Annotated in this window: 14 protein-coding genes; 10 read left to right on the top strand and 4 right to left on the bottom strand. The window is 72.8% G+C overall.

All coding sequences use genetic code 11. From position 1 onward, the window contains the following. Nucleotides 1-189 precede the first annotated feature (189 nt). The 5 genes from ACIPAE_RS22545 to ACIPAE_RS22565 all read left to right on the top strand — a co-directional run bounded on the left by ACIPAE_RS22545 (nt 190) and on the right by ACIPAE_RS22565 (nt 6,525). The gene (locus ACIPAE_RS22545; RefSeq protein WP_329365514.1) at nt 190-1,293 is read left to right on the top strand and encodes a substrate-binding domain-containing protein; all 1,104 of its coding nucleotides are present in this window, start codon (nt 190-192) and stop codon (nt 1,291-1,293) included. Between the two features lie 85 nt (nt 1,294-1,378). After that, the gene (locus ACIPAE_RS22550) at nt 1,379-2,506 is read left to right on the top strand and encodes a hypothetical protein (RefSeq protein WP_402447445.1); all 1,128 of its coding nucleotides are present in this window, start codon (nt 1,379-1,381) and stop codon (nt 2,504-2,506) included. Nucleotides 2,507-2,620: 114 nt separating this feature from the next. Continuing rightward, nucleotides 2,621-4,108: a hypothetical protein gene (locus ACIPAE_RS22555; RefSeq protein WP_402447446.1), complete on the top strand. Its 1,488-nt coding sequence runs from the start codon at nt 2,621-2,623 to the stop codon at nt 4,106-4,108. A gap of 420 nt (nt 4,109-4,528) precedes the next feature. After that, a complete protein-coding gene (locus tag ACIPAE_RS22560; RefSeq protein WP_402447448.1) occupies nt 4,529-5,479 on the top strand; it encodes a sortase in 951 nt (316 codons plus the stop codon). Nucleotides 5,480-5,574: 95 nt separating this feature from the next. Next, nucleotides 5,575-6,525, top strand: coding sequence for a phosphate ABC transporter ATP-binding protein (locus ACIPAE_RS22565; protein ID WP_402447450.1), 951 nt, complete (start codon nt 5,575-5,577; stop codon nt 6,523-6,525). A 58-nt stretch (nt 6,526-6,583) separates the two neighbouring features. On the opposite strand, the gene ACIPAE_RS22570 is transcribed toward ACIPAE_RS22565, so the two are convergent. From ACIPAE_RS22570 to ACIPAE_RS22580, 3 genes are all read right to left on the bottom strand, one after another. Then, a complete protein-coding gene (locus ACIPAE_RS22570; RefSeq protein ID WP_402447452.1) occupies nt 6,584-8,266 on the bottom strand; it encodes a phospho-sugar mutase in 1,683 nt (560 codons plus the stop codon). Between the two features lie 117 nt (nt 8,267-8,383). Further along, on the bottom strand, nt 8,384-9,193 hold the full coding sequence (locus ACIPAE_RS22575) for a purine-nucleoside phosphorylase (RefSeq protein WP_328468437.1): 810 nt from the start codon (nt 9,191-9,193) through the stop codon (nt 8,384-8,386). Nucleotides 9,194-9,366: 173 nt separating this feature from the next. Then, entirely contained in the window at nt 9,367-9,804 is a 438-nt protein-coding gene (locus tag ACIPAE_RS22580) for a gamma-glutamylcyclotransferase (RefSeq protein WP_328468439.1), read from the bottom strand. 364 nt (nt 9,805-10,168) lie between these two features. Between ACIPAE_RS22580 and ACIPAE_RS22585 the strand changes: the two genes are divergently transcribed. The 4 genes from ACIPAE_RS22585 to ACIPAE_RS22600 all read left to right on the top strand — a co-directional run bounded on the left by ACIPAE_RS22585 (nt 10,169) and on the right by ACIPAE_RS22600 (nt 13,945). Then, nucleotides 10,169-11,617: an NAD(P)H-quinone dehydrogenase gene (locus tag ACIPAE_RS22585; RefSeq protein ID WP_329365503.1), complete on the top strand. Its 1,449-nt coding sequence runs from the start codon at nt 10,169-10,171 to the stop codon at nt 11,615-11,617. A 131-nt stretch (nt 11,618-11,748) separates the two neighbouring features. After that, nucleotides 11,749-12,072, top strand: a complete 324-nt coding sequence (locus ACIPAE_RS22590; RefSeq protein WP_402447455.1) for a hypothetical protein — start codon at nt 11,749-11,751, stop codon at nt 12,070-12,072. Between the two features lie 261 nt (nt 12,073-12,333). Then, nucleotides 12,334-12,831: a hypothetical protein gene (locus ACIPAE_RS22595; RefSeq protein WP_402447457.1), complete on the top strand. Its 498-nt coding sequence runs from the start codon at nt 12,334-12,336 to the stop codon at nt 12,829-12,831. A gap of 187 nt (nt 12,832-13,018) precedes the next feature. Next, nucleotides 13,019-13,945 carry a DeoR/GlpR family DNA-binding transcription regulator gene (locus ACIPAE_RS22600; RefSeq protein ID WP_402447458.1) on the top strand — a complete coding sequence of 309 codons (927 nt, stop codon included), beginning with the start codon at nt 13,019-13,021 and terminating at the stop codon, nt 13,943-13,945. Nucleotides 13,946-14,092: 147 nt separating this feature from the next. Here the strand turns inward: ACIPAE_RS22600 and ACIPAE_RS22605 are convergent, their stop codons facing one another. Continuing rightward, nucleotides 14,093-14,749 carry a helix-turn-helix domain-containing protein gene (locus tag ACIPAE_RS22605; protein WP_329365492.1) on the bottom strand — a complete coding sequence of 219 codons (657 nt, stop codon included), beginning with the start codon at nt 14,747-14,749 and terminating at the stop codon, nt 14,093-14,095. 120 nt (nt 14,750-14,869) lie between these two features. Here ACIPAE_RS22605 and ACIPAE_RS22610 point away from each other — a divergent pair, with 120 nt between their 5' ends. Continuing rightward, entirely contained in the window at nt 14,870-16,384 is a 1,515-nt protein-coding gene (locus ACIPAE_RS22610; protein ID WP_366414669.1) for an MFS transporter, read from the top strand. The last annotated feature ends 165 nt before the right edge of the window (nt 16,385-16,549 follow it).

Here is a 16,549-nt window from a genome sequence, read left to right on the forward strand (position 1 = left end):
TGCCGCCCTTCTGTTCACTTTACCGGGGCTTTTGATTTGGTTGCCGCGCGGAGATGAAGTGGGCAGAGTATTCGGTGTCCGGCCCGGCCGGATGTTCCAGGGAATAGCGCACTGCCCAGGGAACGGGGAATTGCGTGGTTCCCGGCACGTCACACCTGAAATTCCATCCGCCTCATACGGAGGAAGCAAGTGAACGTGAAACTCGCCAAGCGGGCGGCGATCGCCGCGGGCGTCGCCGCACTGAGCTTCGGACTGGCCATGCCCACCGCGCAGGCCGACCCGGGCAGCGACCCTGTCACCGGCAGCAACTTCCGTGAGCTCGTCGGCGTCGGTTCCGACACCACGCAGGACGTGCTCAACGGTCTGGCCAACGAGGTCCAGGACCCGGATCTCGACCCGGCGTCGCTGTTGATCGCCTCCTACGACGCGGTCGACCCCGCCACCGGCGCGGTGCACGGCAATATCACCACCCGGGCCGGACACTCCCCGGTGCAGCGGCCGAACGGCTCCGGCGAGGGCGTCAACGGCCTCGCCGCCGACATCACCGCCGGCACCAACAACTTCGACTTCGCGCGTTCCTCCAGCGCGCCCAGCCACCCCGCCTCCGACGGCATCAGCGGCACCTGGGTTCCGTTCGCCCTGGACGCGGTCACCGTGGCGGTCTCCGGCACCAGCACCCTGCCGGCGAACTTCACCACGCAGCAGCTCACCCGCGCCTACAACTGCCAGGACCCGGCGACCGGCAACCCGCTGGCGGCCGGTCAGTTCCCCGTGATCGGCGGTGTGACCGTCCACCCGCTGGTGCCGCAGGCCGGCTCCGGCACCCGGAAGTTCTGGGCGGCCACCCTCGGCTTCAACGCCACCACCCTGCCCTCCTGCGTCAAGGACACCGACAAGGACGGTGTCTCGGTCGAGGAGCACGACGGCAGCTCGCTGAAGCGCACCGTCGCCGCCGACGGCGCCGAGGACATCGCCCCGTTCTCCATCGCCCAGTACATCGCGCAGAGCAACAGCGCGGTGACCGGGGTGCGCAACCGCATCCACGGCGCGCAACTGCGCTCGATCGACAACGTCGCCCCCGTCGTCAGCAGCAAGTTGAACACCTCGTTCCCGATCCACCGCGACGTCTACAACGTGTTCCAGACCTCCCGGCTGACCGAGCCGGACATCGCGCAGGCCTTCGTCGGCCCGAACTCCGATGTCTGCGCCAGCACCGACGTCATCCAGGAGTACGGCTTCGGCACCCTCACCGACTGCGGCAGCACCAGCGTGACCGGCGCGCTGATCCTCTGACCTGACCCGTCGTACCACCGCCGGGGCCGGGCACCCGTTCGCGGGTGCCCGGCCACCCCCCGGACCTCCAGGGAGAAGACCACCGATGAACCGAAGACTGTACGGCGCGCTGGTCGGCGCGCTGACCGTGCTCCTGGGCGCCGGCGCCGCGCTCACCACGAGCGGCACCGCGAGCGCGCGGACCGCGACCCGGGCCGCGACGGCCGGGCCGAAGGTCACCCTCACCGCCCGCGGTGACAGCCTCACCGACAGCTCGCCGTTCAGTTCCGTCTCGGTCGCCCGGGCCTGCCCGGCCGGCTACCAGGACAACCTCGCCGTGTACCTCGTGGTGCCCGACGGCCGCGAATCCGCGCTCGCGGCCAACCTCACCGACGGCGCCCCGTACAGCGGCGACGCCGTCACCACCCGGCCGCCCGCGCAGTCGGGCCCCGGCGTCCTGGTGCGGTCGATCGCCTCCGCCTTCCAGACCGTGCACGTGCCCGTGGCCGACGGCGTCTACCCGATCCACGTGGTGTGCGGCAACGCCGACCACGCGGACTTCCCCGACCGGCCGTCGGCCACCGGCTTCGTCCGGATCACCGGCAGCACCTTCGCCGTCGACGACCTGCCCGCGCCGGTCGAGACCACGCTGCGGCTGTCCGGCGATCCGGCGGGCCACGTCCAGGCCGGCAGCCCCTTCACGCTGACCGCGCACGTCGGCCCGAAGGCGAGCGGCACGGTCCGGTTCACCACCGACAACACCACCCCGATCGGCGATCCGGTGCCGGTGGTGGACGGCATCGCGCGTGTCACCGCGCCGGCCAACGCCACCGCCGCGGTACGCCGTTACGTCGCCACCTTCGTGCCGTCCGACCCGATCGGCTACGCGCAGGACGTGGCGGTCTTCTCGTACTCCTTCACCTCGGCGCCCGGCATCCAGGTCACCGACGCGGACGGCGACCCGCTCGGCGGCACCCCGCGCCTGGTGCCCGGCAGGCACATCGAGGTCTCCGCGCAGGGCTTCCTGCCCGCCGCGCAGGAGCAGGTCGACCTGCGCGTCAGCGGCGCGCTCGCGCTCTTCCCCGCGGTCACCACCGACACGGCCGGCTCGGTGAGCGGCTACGACCTCCAGGTGCCGTGGCTGATCGCCGACGGCACCCACACGCTGACCCTCCAGGGCAGGACCAGCCACCTCTCGGTCACCTTCACCTTCACCACGAAGTGGCGGTCATGACGGGCTGACCCGCACGAACCGCACCACTGGCCGGGCACCCCACAGGTGCCCGGCTGCCGCCGTGGACACGGCGGCACCGCACCGCCGACCGCACCCCCGAGGGGACGAGGAGAGATGAAACGAAGAATGCACGCCGCAGTGCTGAGCGTGCTCGCACTGATCCTGGGCACCGGAGCGCTGGTGTTCACCACATCGGGGGCCGCGCACGCGGACATCAACGGCACCGTGACCCTCACACCGAGCGGCGGCACCGTCACCGACAAGCCCTTCGTCACCGGGCTGTCGCTGTCGGCGGGTTGCCCGGCGCCCTACCAGGACGCGCTGCGGGTCTCGCTGATCACGCCGGACGGCCTGACGAAGGCCCTGCTGGTCGTCAAGGACGGCGCCCCGTACACGAGCGTGCCGGCGGAAGTGACCCTGCCGGCCACCGCGCCCACGGGTGACGCCTACGTCTCCATCAGCACCGCGCTGCGGACGGTCGCCGACGGCACCTACCCGCTCACCGTGGAGTGCGGTCTCGCCACCCCGGCCACCGACCAGGCGCTGCGGACGTACACCATGGCCATCGAGATCACCGGGCAGAACTGGGCGGTGAAGCAGACCGCGCCGGCCACGCAGACCACGGTCACCCTCACCGAGAGCCCGGTCGGCCACGCCCAGGTGAACAACAAGGTCGCCCTCACCGCGAAGGTCCAGCCGGCCGACGCGGCGGGGCGGGTCCAGTTCCTGCGGGACGGCACCAGCCAGATCGCGACCGCCACCGTGGCCGACGGCACGGCGACGGCGCAACTCCCGGCGCTGGCCAACCCGGCGCTGGTGCCGCTCGGGGCGATCTTCGTGCCGGACGACAACACGAAGTACACGCAGAGCTCGACGACGGTGAGTTACGCGATCGTCGACGAGCCCGACGTGACGGTGCTCGACGACACCGGCAACGCGCTGAGCGACACGCCGAACCTGAAGGGCGGCCAGAAGATCGCGGTGACGGCCACCGGGTTCCTGCCGGCGCCGTCCGGCAGTTCGGGGGAGAGCGTGGACCTCACGCTGGACGGTGCCGCGGCGACGCCCGCCACCGCGCCCGCCGACAGTGCCGGCGCCGTCGACAACCTCGCCTACACGCTGCCGGGTTCCGTTGCCGACGGCAGTCACAAGCTGACGCTCACCGGGCACACCAGCGGCATCGCGGTGGACTTCCCGTTCACCGTCGGCGCGGCGGCGAGCACCAGCGGTACGACCGCGGGGGACACGTCGGGTGACACCTCGGGGGACTCGTCCGGCAGCACGGCCGGTGACACCTCCGGGGACTCCTCGGGCGCCACGGCCGGCGACACCTCCGGGGACACCTCCGGTGACACGTCCGGCGCTTCGGGCAGCGACACCGGTGGGGACTCCGGTGGCGACATCGGCGGCGGGTCCGGCGACAGCGGTGGTACCAGCGGCGGCACCTCCGGCGGCGGCGGAACGCTCGCGGCCACCGGCGCCACCGGGGTCCTCCCGCTGACCGGGCTCGCCCTGGTGCTCGCCGCGGGCGGCGGCTACGCCGTCCACCGGGTGCGCCGCAACGGCAAGTTGCTCAGCTTCGGCCCGAGCGCGAGGGACTGACCCACGCAGCCGGGCCGGCGCGGCGCGATCCGGGGCGACCCGGTCCGAGCCGCGCCGACCCGGCGGGTCAGGTCCCCACTTGCCGTACCCGGCACGGCGATCAGCCCGCGCTACGGGTCCCCGCGCGCCGTCGACCGTCGGCGTGAACTTCCAACCACCGCACCCTTGATCCGGCGGGGAGGGGCCCCAACTGCCCTAGCCCGCACGGCGATCAGCCCGCCCTACAGGTCCTCGCGCGCCGTCGATCGTCGGCGTGACTCTCCAACCACCGCACGCCTGACCCGGCGGGTCGGGGCCCCAAGCGCCCTAGCCCGCATGGCGATCTGCCCGTCCTACGAAGTTTCCGCGCGCCGCCCGCTCGCCCACTCGCCTCCCAACCACCGCACCCCACCGCCCGATCCGCATCGAAGGAGCGCACCCGTGGCCGTCGTCTCACCGTCGCAGCCTCAGGCCGGGCCGCCGTACCCGCCGTCGCGATCGCGGGCGGAGCCGGCGCCGGAGCCGCCGTCCGGCAGGGGCGGCGGCGGCCGGCCGGACCCGTGGCTCGCGATCCCGGGCGCGGCGCTGACCGTCCTGGCCGCGCTGCTGCTCGGCTTCGCCGCGAACCTCACGGTGCTCGGCCACATCGAGCACGCCCGCGCCCAGCAGACCGGATACGACCGGCTGCGTGCCGAACTCGCCCTGGGTACCGCCCCGGTGGGACCGAAGGACGCGCGCGGCAAGGAGGTGCGCGACGGCGCCCCGGTCGCGGTGCTGCACATCCCCGCCATCGGCCTGCGCGAAGTCGTCTTCCAGGGCACCACCTCCGGCGTGCTGATGTCGGGGCCGGGCCACCTGCGCAACACCCCCATGCCCGGCCAGGCCGGCACCAGCACGATCATGGGACGGCAGTGGGGCTACGGCAGCCCCTTCAACCACCTCGCCCGGCTGCACGCCGGCGACCCGATCACCGTCACCACCGGCCAGGGCCACGCGCGGTACAAAGTGACCGACGTACGCCGGGCCGGCGACCCCACTCCGCCCCAACTGACCTCGGGCGGTGGACGGTTGACGCTGGTCACCGCGACCGGTGGGCTCTACACGCCGCACGGGGTGCTGCGGGTCGACGCCGACCTGGTCGGCACCGCGCAGCCCGCACCGGCGATCGGCGGCGCCGTCTCCTCGGCCGAACTGCCGCTGTCCGGCGACCCGTCGGCGTGGCTGCCGGTCCTGCTGTGGCTCCAGGCGTTGCTGCTCGCCACGGTCGCGGTGAGCTGGGCGCACCGCCGCTGGGGCAGCTGGCAGAGCTGGATCACCGGGGTGCCGGTGCTCACCGCCCTGGTCATCGCGCTGTCGGGCGCGGCCACCGAACTGCTGCCCAACCTGCTGTGACCCGCCCCGTCGTGACCCGCCTTGCTGTGACCCGCCCGGGCCGGGCGCGGTCCGCGCCGCCCGCACATCGCTCCGTCTGAGGGGATCGCCACTCGATGTCAGCCACCGACAAGACCGTTCCGCTGCCGCCCGTACCGGCGTCGCCCGCGCCATCCGTATCGCCCGCGTCGTCGGCGGCGGGACCTGCGGGACCTGCGGGGACGGCCGCCGGCAGCGCGCCGTTCGCCGGCGCGGCCGTGCTCGCGCCGCCGCCGTCCGGGGCGGGTTCGCGCTCCGCCACGCTGGAGGCCCGCGACGTGTCCGCCTGGTTCGGCGACCACAAGGTCCTCGACCAGGTCTCGCTCACCATGCCCGCGCAGCGCGTCACCGCGCTGATCGGCCCGTCCGGCTGCGGCAAGTCCACCTTCCTGCGCATCCTCAACCGGATGCACGAACTGGTCGGCACCGCCGCACTGGCCGGCCAGGTGCTGCTGGACGGCCAGGACATCTACGACCGGGGCCGCCGGATCACGCACGCCCGCCGCGAGATCGGCATGGTCTTCCAGAAGCCCAACCCCTTCCCCGCGATGTCGATCTACGACAACGTGCTCGCCGGGCTGCGGATGAACGGGGTCAAGGCCGACCGCTCCGCGCGGGACGCCCTGGTCGAGGAGTGCCTGACCAAGGCCGGGCTGTGGCGCGAGGTCGCCGACCGGCTGCGGCAGCCGGGCGGCGCGCTGTCCGGCGGGCAGCAGCAACGCCTGTGCATCGCCCGCGCGTTGGCGGTGCGCCCCCGGGTGCTGCTGATGGACGAGCCGTGCTCCGCACTCGACCCGACCTCCACCCGGCGGATCGAGCAGACCATCGGCGAGCTGTCCGACGAGGTGACGATCGTGATCGTCACCCACAACATGCAGCAGGCCGCCCGGGTTTCCCACCAGTGCGCGTTCTTCCTCGCCGAACAGGGCACCCCCGGGGCGGTGGTGGAGCACGGCCCCACCGACGCGATGTTCAACCACCCCCAGGACCGGCGCACTTCGGACTACGTCCAGGGCCGCTTCGGCTGAGGCGAGAGCCCGACGCCAGGTTCCGACGCCAGGCCCTGACGCAGGGCGACCGCGGCGCTCAGATGCCGGCCGCGGTCGCCAGGTCGCGCTTGAGGGCGGCGAGCAACTCGGCCGCGGCGGCGCGGGCCTGGGGCAGGGCCGAGGGCTCGGGCACCGGCACCACCGCTTCGAGGTAGCACTTGAGCTTGGGCTCGGTCCCGCTGGGCCGGACCACGACACGGGCGCCGTCGACCCCGGGCCCGGCCAGGCGGTAGCGCAGGCCGTCGGTGGGCGGCAACTCCGCGGAACCGGCGGCGAGGTCGTCGACCCCGGTGACGGCGAGGCCGGCCAGCTCGGTCGGGGGGTGCGCCCGCAGGCGTTCCATGGCCGCGCCGATCAGCGACAGGTCGGCGACCCGGGCCGAGAGCTGGTCGGTGGCGTGCAGCCCGTGGGTGAGGGCGAGTTCGTCGAGCAGGTCGCCGAGCGTGCGGGAGTCCCGCTTGAGGTCGGCGGCGAGTTCGGCGATGAGCAGCGCGGCGGTGATGCCGTCCTTGTCACGGACCCCCGCCGGGTCGACGCAGTAGCCGAGCGCTTCCTCGTAGCCGTACCGCAGGCCCGGCACGCGGGAGATCCACTTGAAGCCGGTGAGGGTGTCGGCGTAGCCGAGGCCGGCGCGGGCGGCGATCTTCGACAGCAGCGAGGAGGAGACGATGCTCGCCGCGAAGGTGTCCCGGCCGGGGACGGCGGCGCCGCGCCGGACCAGGTGGACGGCGAGCAGCGCGCCCAGCTCGTCGCCGCGCAGCATCCGCCAGCCGCCGGGGGCGGCCGGGTCGGGTACGGCCACGGCGCAGCGGTCCGCGTCGGGGTCGTTGGCGATCACCAGGTCGGGGCGGTGCGCGCGGGCGGTCTCGAAGGCGAGGTCCATCGCACCGGGTTCCTCGGGGTTCGGGAATGCCACGGTGGGGAAGTCCGGGTCGGGTTCGGCCTGCGACGGCACCACGGCGGGCGCGGGGAACCCGGCCCGGTCGAACGCGGCGAGCAGCGTCCGCAGGCCCACACCGTGCAGCGGCGTGTAGACCGTCGACACCTCGCGCGGGCCGTCCGGGGCGACCACGCCCACCGCGCGGTCCAGGTACGCCGCCACGACGTCCTCGCCGAGCACCGTCCAGCCGTCCTCGGGCGTCGGCACGGTCTTCAGCGGGCCGACCGCCGCGATCCGCTCGGCGATCTGCGCGTCCGCGGGCGGCACGATCTGCGAGCCGTCGCCCAGGTAGACCTTGTAGCCGTTGTCCTGCGGCGGGTTGTGGCTCGCGGTCACCATCACCCCGGCGGCCGCGCCGAGGTGGCGGATCGCGAACGCCAGGACGGGGGTGGGCAGCGGGCGTGGCAGCACCGCCGCGGCCAGGCCCGCGCCGGTCATCACGGCGGCCGTGTCCCGCGCGAAGCGTTCCGACTTGTGCCGGGCGTCGTACCCGATCACCACGAGGCCGGGGCCCTGGTCCGCCGGGCGGGTGTCCTGTACGTACGCGGCCAGGCCCGCCGCCGCGCGCATCACCACGGCGCGGTTCATCCGCATCGGGCCGCCGCCCATCGCGCCGCGCAGCCCGGCGGTGCCGAACTCCAGGGTGCCCCGGAAGCGGTCCGCGAGGTCCGCCCGGGCGTCCTCGTCCCCGCCGTCCGCGGCCCGTACGAGGGCTTCGAGTTCCGCCCGGGTGTCGGGGTCGGGGTCCTCAGCGATCCACTGCGTGGGCTCGAACCGCACGTCGGTCCTCCTTTGTCCGTTCGTCTGCCCTCGATCGCCGGGCGGGCTCGCTCGTGCTCGGGCCGGTCCGCCTCTTTGCCCTCAATCGCCGGGCGGCTTGGTTCTTGCTCGGGTGGGTCAGAGTCGGCCCAGGACCTGGTGGAGGAGGGCGCCCATGCGGGCGGCGGAGACCCGGCCGGCTTCGAGGACCTCCTCGTGGTTGAGGGGCGCCCCGGTCATCCCGGCCGCGAGGTTGGTGACGAGGGAGATCCCGAGGACCTCGGCCCCCGCCTCGCGCGCGGCGATCGCCTCCAGGGCGGTGGACATCCCCACGAGGTCACCCCCTATCGCGCGGACCATGCCGATCTCCGCGGGGGTCTCGTAGTGCGGGCCGGGCAACTGGACGTAGACACCCTCTTCGAGGGAGGGGTCGACCTCCTGGCACAGCGCCCGCAGCCGCGGCGAGTAGAGGTCGGTGAGATCGACGAAGCGCGGCCCGCGCAGCGGGGAGGTCGCCGTCATGTTGATGTGGTCGCTGATCAGGACGGGCTGGCCTGGCCGGTACCCGGGGCGGAGCCCTCCGCAGCCGTTGGTGAGCACGATCGTCTTGCAGCCGGCCGCGACCGCGGTACGGACGCCGTGCACGACGCTGTCCACGCCGCGCCCTTCGTACAGGTGGGTGCGGCCGAGGAAGACGAGGGCGCGCACCTCGCCGATCCGTACCGAGCGGACCTGCCCGGAGTGCCCGGCGACCACGGGCGCCGGGAACCCGGGCAGATCGGTGATCGGTACCTCGTGGTCGTGGGTGCCGAGTTCGTCGGCGGCGGGCACCCAGCCCGAGCCCATGACGAGGGCCACGTCGTGCGTGTCGGCGCCGGTCAGCTCGCGGAGGCGGGCAGCGGCGGCATCGGCCGCGGCGTAGGGATCGGGTTCTGCGGAAGCGTTCACGCGGATGAGCGTAACCCGTGTTTCCCTACGCGCGTAGACGCCGCAGAAACATGACGTCCGGAAATCGGATCTTCCGACAATTGACGACCGGGGTGGGCTCGGCCACCCGGGTGGCCGGAGTGCGGCGGCCCGGTGCGGTGGACGGCGCGTGGACGGCGGCTCCGCGGGGTGCCTCAGCAGGGCCGCTTGCGCAGCTCCATCACGTAGTCGTACGGCGCGCCGGCGGACTCGGCGGCGTCCGCGAGCTCGCCGAGGTAGCGGGCGGAGGGCAGGCCGCCCTCGTAGTCGTTGAGGACGTACAGCCAGGCCGCCTCGTCGCCGTCGAGGGTGTGCACGCGCAGGGTCGTCCGCCGGTAGATGCCCAGCGGTACGCCCTCCCACCGGTCCATGGACTCCTCGTCCACCTCGGCGATGTCGTACAACCCGATGAACACCTGGTGGCCCGGCGCCTCCACGACCGTGGCCAGCGCGCCCTCCCAGCCCATCTGCTCGCCGCCGAAGGTCAGTCGCCACCCGTCGAGCCACCCGGTGCCGCGCAGCGGGGAGTGCGGGGCGCGGCGCGTCATCAGCCGCGCGTCGAGGTTGCTTCCGTAGGCGGCGTAGAGCGACATGGTCACGAGAGTACGGGAGCGGGGTTCGCGCGGCGTAAGGAGCGGACGCGGCGTCCGTGTGTGATCCGGGGGGCGGGCGGCTGCGCCGGGCCTTCGCCGGTGCCCGCGGCGCGACCTGCGACGTCGCCCGGGAGGTGGGCCGGGGGGCGGTCCGCGAGGTGGCTCGGGAGGTGGTCCGTGAGGTGGGCCGCGAAGCCGCCGCGAACCCGCCCGCGAGGCCGCCCGTTTTCGTACGGCGGAGGGCCGGGGGCGGGCGCCCGTCGTGGCGCCGTCGTGGCCCCGTCGCGGTGTCGCGCGCCCGTACCACTGCCCCGCCGCCGTACGGGCAGGACCCTGGCGGCGAGCGCTTGGCACGTGCGGGACAATGGGGTACGTGACTCGGATCGTGATCATCGGTGGCGGACCCGGCGGCTACGAAGCCGCGCTCGTAGCGGCGCAGCTCGGCGCGGAGGTGACCGTCGTGGACACCGACGGCTTGGGCGGGGCGTCGGTGCTGACCGACTGCGTGCCGTCCAAGACCCTCATCGCCACGGCCGAGGTGATGACGACCTTCGACTCCTCGTACGAGGAGCTGGGCATCATCGTCGCCGACGACACGCCGCCGCTGGACCGTTCGGCCCGGGTGGTCGGGGTGGACCTCGGCAAGGTGAACCGCCGGGTGAAGCGGCTCGCGCTCGCCCAGTCGCACGACATCACCGCCGCCGTGACCCGGGCCGGCGCCCGGGTGATGCGCGGCCGGGGCCGGCTGGAGGGCTGCCCGACCGCCGAGGGCACCCGCTGTGTCGTGGTCGAGGCCGCCGACGGCAGCAGCGAGCGGCTGACCGCTGAGGCGGTGCTGATCGCGACCGGTGCCCGCCCGCGCGAGCTGGAGGACGCGCTGCCCGACGGCGAGCGCATCCTGAACTGGACCCAGGTCTACAACCTCGACGAGCTGCCGGAAGAGCTGATCGTGGTCGGTTCCGGCGTCACCGGCGCGGAGTTCGCGGGCGCCTACCAGGCGCTCGGCTCCCGGGTCACGCTGGTCTCCTCCCGCGACCGGGTGCTGCCGGGCGAGGACCCGGACGCCGCCGCCGTCCTGGAGGACGTCTTCCGCCGCCGCGGCATGAACGTGATGGCCCGCTCCCGCGCGCAGTCCGTGAAGAGGGTCGGCGACCGGGTCGAGGTGGCACTCTCCGACGGCCGGATGATCAGCGGCACGCACTGCCTGATGGCGGTCGGCGCGATCCCCAACACCGGCGGGATGGGCCTGGAGGAGACCGGCGTCAAGCTCACCGACTCCGGGCACATCAAGACGGACAAGGTCTCCCGCACCAGCGCCCCCGGCGTCTACGCGGCCGGCGACGTCACCGGCATCTTCGCGCTCGCCTCGGTCGCCGCGATGCAGGGGCGGATCGCGATGTACCACTTCCTCGGCGACGCGGTGGCCCCGCTCAACCTCAAGACCGTCTCCTCCAACGTCTTCACCGACCCGGAGATCGCCACCGTCGGCTACACCCAGGCGGACATCGACGCCAAGCGGATCGAGGCGAACGTCGTCAAGCTGCCGCTGCTGCGCAACCCGCGGGCGAAGATGCAGGGGGTCCGCGACGGCTTCGTCAAACTCCTCTGCCGCCCCGGCACCGGCATCGTGGTCGGCGGCGTCGTGGTCGCGCCCAAGGCGAGCGAGCTGATCCACCCCATCTCGATCGCCGTCGACAACAGCCTCACCGTCGAGCAGATCGCCAACGCCTTCACCGTCTACCCCTCCCTCTCCGGCTCCATCGCCGAGGTCGCCCGCCAGCTCCACACCCGCAAGACCGGCCACGGCGGCTGAAGTCCCCCTCACCCGGCGTCACATGCCGATCACGGCTGTCCCGATCCCGTAACACCCGCCCCCGACCGCTCCCTTGCCGCGCGCCCACGCCCCTACGGTGACACCACATGGCGAACACCGGGGGGTAACGCATGGGGCAGAAGCAGGAAGATCCGGGCGAGACACCCGAGCAACTGAAGCAACGCGCCACCGACTTGCGGGACTGCGCCCGTACCGCCCGCAAGCTCGCGGGATCGATGGGTCCCTACCTGGACAACGCGGTGGGCCAGGCCAAGGCCGGCAGTCCTCCGAGTTGCTCGATCGGTGTGGCCTCCAAGGGGCAGTACCTCGCCTCGTATCGCGATCTCCTGGTAGGGGACACGGTCGAGATCGCCGGCCGGAACATGGATGCCGCCATCGACTCCCCGGACTTCGCACCCGGCCGGGTGCGGCTCCACGAACTCGGAGACGCGTAGGGCGGGTTGGTGGTGGGGGGCCGGACAGGTGGGGAAGGGAACGCACGGTCGGGTGGGGCGCTTGGCCGTCTGGTGGTGGGTGGCTGTCTTGCTGCGGCCGTGGCCGCGTGCGGCGGGGCGGGAGCGGGGAGCGGGCATTCGCCCCGTCCTTCCGCTTCGGTCACCCCGGACCCGGGGCCGGTCTGTGTCGGTGATCTGAGTCCGGTCGGCGGGCTGCACATCCTGCGCGGGGGAGGGGTGGCCCTGCCGGGCGGTCGGTGGGTGACGTACGCGTCGGCGGCCGCGGACGGCAAGAGCCGTACCGCGGTGCTGACCCAGGGCGGTCGCAAGACCACCGTGGCTCCGCGGCAGAAGGTCACCCTCGGCCGTGGCGTCTACGTCGTCGCCCAGATCTGCACCTACCGGGTGGTCCTCACCGCGCCCGGTAAGAACCTCACGGAGCAGGAGAAGGACATGGCCAGGTGGCCGAGCATCGACAACGGCCGCTGGACGCTGCGCTGGCACGTTCCCGACACCGGCCCGGACATGAGCGTGGTCGCCGACAACTTCGCCGAAAGTCCTCCGAGTTGCTCGATCGGCGTGGCTTCCAAGGGACAGTACCTCGCCTCGTATCGCGATCTCCTGGTCGGTGACACGGTCGAGATCGACGGTCGGCGCTGGCAGGTCGCGTCCATCGACGCCGGGAACATGGATGTCGCCATCGACTCCCCGGACTTCGCACCCGGCCGGGTGCGGCTCAGGGAACTCGGTGGCGCGTAGGGCGGGTTGGTGGGGGGTGGTGGGTTCCGGACAGGTGGGGAAGGGAACGCACGGTCGAGCTATAGCACTTGACGGTCTGTTTTGTGCACGACTTCCATCAACGGGTGCAAAACGCTGAAACCGTCCGGTCGTTGGCGTTACTGTCGGTTCCGTGTTCGCTGCAGAACGTCGTCAGTTGATTCTGGAAATGGTGCGGGCTAACGGAGCGGTGTCGCTGCGGGAGCTCGCCCGGGTCGTCCAGACGTCCGAAGTGACCGTGCGCAGGGACGTACGGGCGCTGGAGGCGGAAGGACTGCTGGACCGCCGGCACGGCGGTGCGGTGCTGCCGGGTGGCTTCACCAGGGAGTCCGGCTTCCCGCAGAAATCCCATCTAGCGACCGCGGAGAAGACGGCCATCGCCGATCTCGCGGCCGGCCTCGTCGAGGAGGGCGAGGCGATCGTGGTCGGTGCTGGTACGACCACGCAGGAACTGGCCAGACGGCTGGCGCGGGTGGCCGGGCTGACCGTGGTCACCAACTCCCTGCTGGTGGCCCAGGCGCTGGCGCACGCCAACCGTGTCGAGGTGGTGATGACCGGGGGCACCCTGCGCGGCTCGAACTACGGGCTGGTCGGCAGCGGTGCCGAGCAGTCGCTGCACGGGCTGCGGGTGTCCCGGGCGTTTCTGTCCGGCGCGGGGCTGACCGCCGAGCGCGGGCTGTCGACGTCCAACATGCTCGCCGCGAGCGTGGACCGGGCGTTGGTGCAGGCCGCCTCGGAGGTGGTGGTGCTCGCCGACCACACGAAGCTCGGCGCCGACACGATGTTCCAGACCGTGCCGACCGACCAGATCACCCATCTCGTCACCGACGAGCCCGAGCCGGACGACGAGCGCGCCGGCACGGAGTTGCAGGCGCTGGCCGACCGGGGGGTGCAGGTCACCGTCGCCTCGCTGCCGGGGAGCGGGTCCAGTGCGGCGGTGGCCGCGGCGGCGGCAGCGGACGGGCTGGCGTCCGGGCGCGGGTTGCCCGGGCCGCGGCGGCACCACCCGCTGCGCGGCGCCCCGCCGTTGGGCGCGGGTCCGGTCGGCAACGGGGAGAGCCCCACGCCCCGGCTCGCCGACGTCCGCCGCCGCTGAGCCCTGGGCCCTGCGTGAGCCCTGAGCCCTGGGCCCTGCGTGAGCCCTGCGCGCTGAACCCTCAGCCCTGAGCCACGCGCCCCACGCCCCTGAGCGGCTCCCCTTCCGTGAAAGGAGAGCCGCTCAGAGGCGCGGAAGGCCACCCGCTCAGCGGGACCCGGCGTGCGCGTCGGACGCGGCCGGGACCGTCGCGGCGGGACGACGCTCCCCGGCCGAAGCCACCGCCGGTGCTCCCGCCGGCGACCCCGCCGACGCCTCCGCGGACGGCCTCGTACGGATGCCCTCCATCATGATGCTCATCAGCCGCTGGAAGACCCCCTTCTCCGTGGAGTCCTTCTCCGCGGCCTGCACCACCGCGTACGTCAGCTTGAGCAGGTCGCCGATGCGGATGTCCTCCCGTACCGCGCCCGCCTGCTGCGCACGGGTCAGGAGTTGCCCGCCGGACTCGCGCAACTTGAACTTGCACGCGGGCATCTGCGTGTCGGACGCCTCACCGATGGCCGCGGCCATGCCGCGGTACGCCGACGAGTGCGCCGCCATCGCGTACAGCCATGAGGTGAGGGCCTCGGTCGGGTCGTCCGCGGACATCAACTCGATGGAGCGAGCGCCGAGCGCGTCGATCTCGCGGACGAAGACCGCGTTCATCAGGCTGTACCGGTTGGGGAAGTGCCGGTAGAGCGTGCCGATGCCGACGCCCGCGTGCCGGGCGATGTCCTCCAGCGCGACATCGGTGCCGTGCACGATGAACGCCTGCCGGGCCTCTTCGAGCAACCGGTCGTAGTTGCGTTGCGCGTCTGCCCGCATCGTCGGTCCCGCCTCCACTCCGGAATATCTCGCCGAAAGCGATTGTAGTTCCGGAGGAAGCCTCCGTATAGTTTTCGGAGGAGACCTCCGTTTACTCTCTCCGCTGGAGGCTTACTCACCATGTCCACGCCCACGACGCGTGACTCCGACAGCACCAACAGCACCGGAGGAACAGACCTGACCCACAGCACCCAACAGGCCGGCAGCGCCACCACCGGTGCCGCCCCCGCCCCCACCCGGCAGCCGTCGTCCCCCGCGAGCCGCCACCCGTACCTCGTCCTCGGTGCCATCGTCGGCACCCAGCTGATGATCCTGCTCGACGCCACCGTGGTGAACGTCGCGCTGCCCGGCATCGGCACCCACCTGGGCTTCTCGGCCACCGGCATGTCGTGGGTGCTCAACGTCTACACCCTCGCCTTCGGCGGCCTGTTGCTGCTCGGCAGCCGAATAGGCGACCTGATCGGCCGCCGTACGGCGATGGTGTGGGGCGTCGCCGCCTTCACCGTCGCCTCGATCGCGGGAGGGCTGGCCAACGACGCGACCACCCTGCTGGTCGCCCGCGGCTTCCAGGGGGCCGCCGCAGCGCTGGCCGCGCCCAGCACCCTGGCCCTGATCGCCACGTCGTTCAGCGAGGGCACCGAGCGCAACCGGGCGCTGAGCGTGTTCTCGGCCGTGTCCGGCGCGGGTTCGGCGATCGGCCTGACCGCCGGCGGCATCCTCACCGACCTGGGCTCCTGGCGCTGGGTGTTCTTCATCAACGTGCCGGTCGGCGCCCTGATCATGGTGCTCGCACCGCGCTTCATCAACGAGACCGCCCGCCACCGCGGCGGCCGCTTCGACATCGCGGGCGCGCTGACCGGCACGCTCGGCATGGCCACCTTGGTGTACGGCTTCATCCGGGTCGGCGAGAGCAAGTGGACCGACGGACGGGCGCTCGCGTCGTTCGTGATCGCGGTCGCGCTGCTCGGCGCGTTCCTCGTCAACGAGACGCGGGTCGAGCGCCCGCTGGTGGTGCTGCGGCTGTTCGCCGACCGCAACCGGGCCATCGCCTACAGCGTGATGCTGCTGGTGCCGGCCGGGATGTTCGGCGTCTTCTACTTCAGCACCCAGTACCTTCAGACGTATCTGCACTTCAGCCCGTTGAAGACCGGCTTCGCGTTCCTGCCGCTGGCCGGGCCGCTCTTCGTCGCCGCGCGGCTCGCGCCGCGCATGATCGGCAGGTTCGGCGCGAAGACGGTGGTGAGCATCGGGCTGCCGATCAACCTGGCGGGCACGATCTGGATCACCCAGCTCGGCCCGACCGACGGCTACGCGGCCGGACTGCTCGGCCCGCTGATGCTGGTCGGCTTCGGGGTCGGCTGGACGATGATGCCGCTCAACACGTTCATCCTCTCCGGCGTCCAGCCCCAGGACGCGGGCTCCGCGTCCGGCCTGCTCCAGACGATGCAGCAGATCGGCGGCAGCCTCGGACTGTCGGTGCTGGTCACCGTCTTCGGTACGGTCTCCCGGCACGCGCACGGCAACGCGTTCATCAACGGCGCCACCGCCGCGTTCACCCTGGCGGCGATCTTCGTCTCGGCCGCGGTGGTGATGGTGTTCCTGCTCAAGGCGCCTCCGAAGCCGGCGCTGCGCTGAGCGGGAGCGGCGGCGCGCCGCGGGCGCGCCGCCGGGGCCCGACCGTATGACGTGCGGCGGGGGGGGGGGGGGGGCCCCGCCCCCCCCCCCCCCCCCCCCCGGGGGGGGGCCGGGGGGGGCCCCCCCCCCCCCCCGCCGGGTTAAGCCCAAGTCACCCCCCGCGGG

The sequence above is a fragment of the Streptomyces sp. NPDC087270 genome, from assembly GCF_044744625.1.
GTDB lineage: Bacteria > Actinomycetota > Actinomycetes > Streptomycetales > Streptomycetaceae > Actinacidiphila.

Bases quoted from the DNA above. Each gene is read 5' to 3' on its own strand.
- ACIPAE_RS22585 (WP_329365503.1), top strand. From the start codon at position 10,169: ATGGGGTACGTGACTCGGATCGTGATCATCGGTGGCGGACCCGGCGGC.
- ACIPAE_RS22590 (WP_402447455.1), top strand. From the start codon at position 11,749: ATGGGGCAGAAGCAGGAAGATCCGGGCGAGACACCCGAGCAACTGAAG.
- ACIPAE_RS22565 (WP_402447450.1), top strand. From the start codon at position 5,575: ATGTCAGCCACCGACAAGACCGTTCCGCTGCCGCCCGTACCGGCGTCG.
- ACIPAE_RS22610 (WP_366414669.1), top strand. From the start codon at position 14,870: ATGTCCACGCCCACGACGCGTGACTCCGACAGCACCAACAGCACCGGA.
- ACIPAE_RS22555 (WP_402447446.1), top strand. From the start codon at position 2,621: ATGAAACGAAGAATGCACGCCGCAGTGCTGAGCGTGCTCGCACTGATC.
- ACIPAE_RS22605 (WP_329365492.1), bottom strand. From the start codon at position 14,749: ATGCGGGCAGACGCGCAACGCAACTACGACCGGTTGCTCGAAGAGGCC.
- ACIPAE_RS22550 (WP_402447445.1), top strand. From the start codon at position 1,379: ATGAACCGAAGACTGTACGGCGCGCTGGTCGGCGCGCTGACCGTGCTC.
- ACIPAE_RS22580 (WP_328468439.1), bottom strand. From the start codon at position 9,804: ATGTCGCTCTACGCCGCCTACGGAAGCAACCTCGACGCGCGGCTGATG.
- ACIPAE_RS22600 (WP_402447458.1), top strand. From the start codon at position 13,019: ATGGTGCGGGCTAACGGAGCGGTGTCGCTGCGGGAGCTCGCCCGGGTC.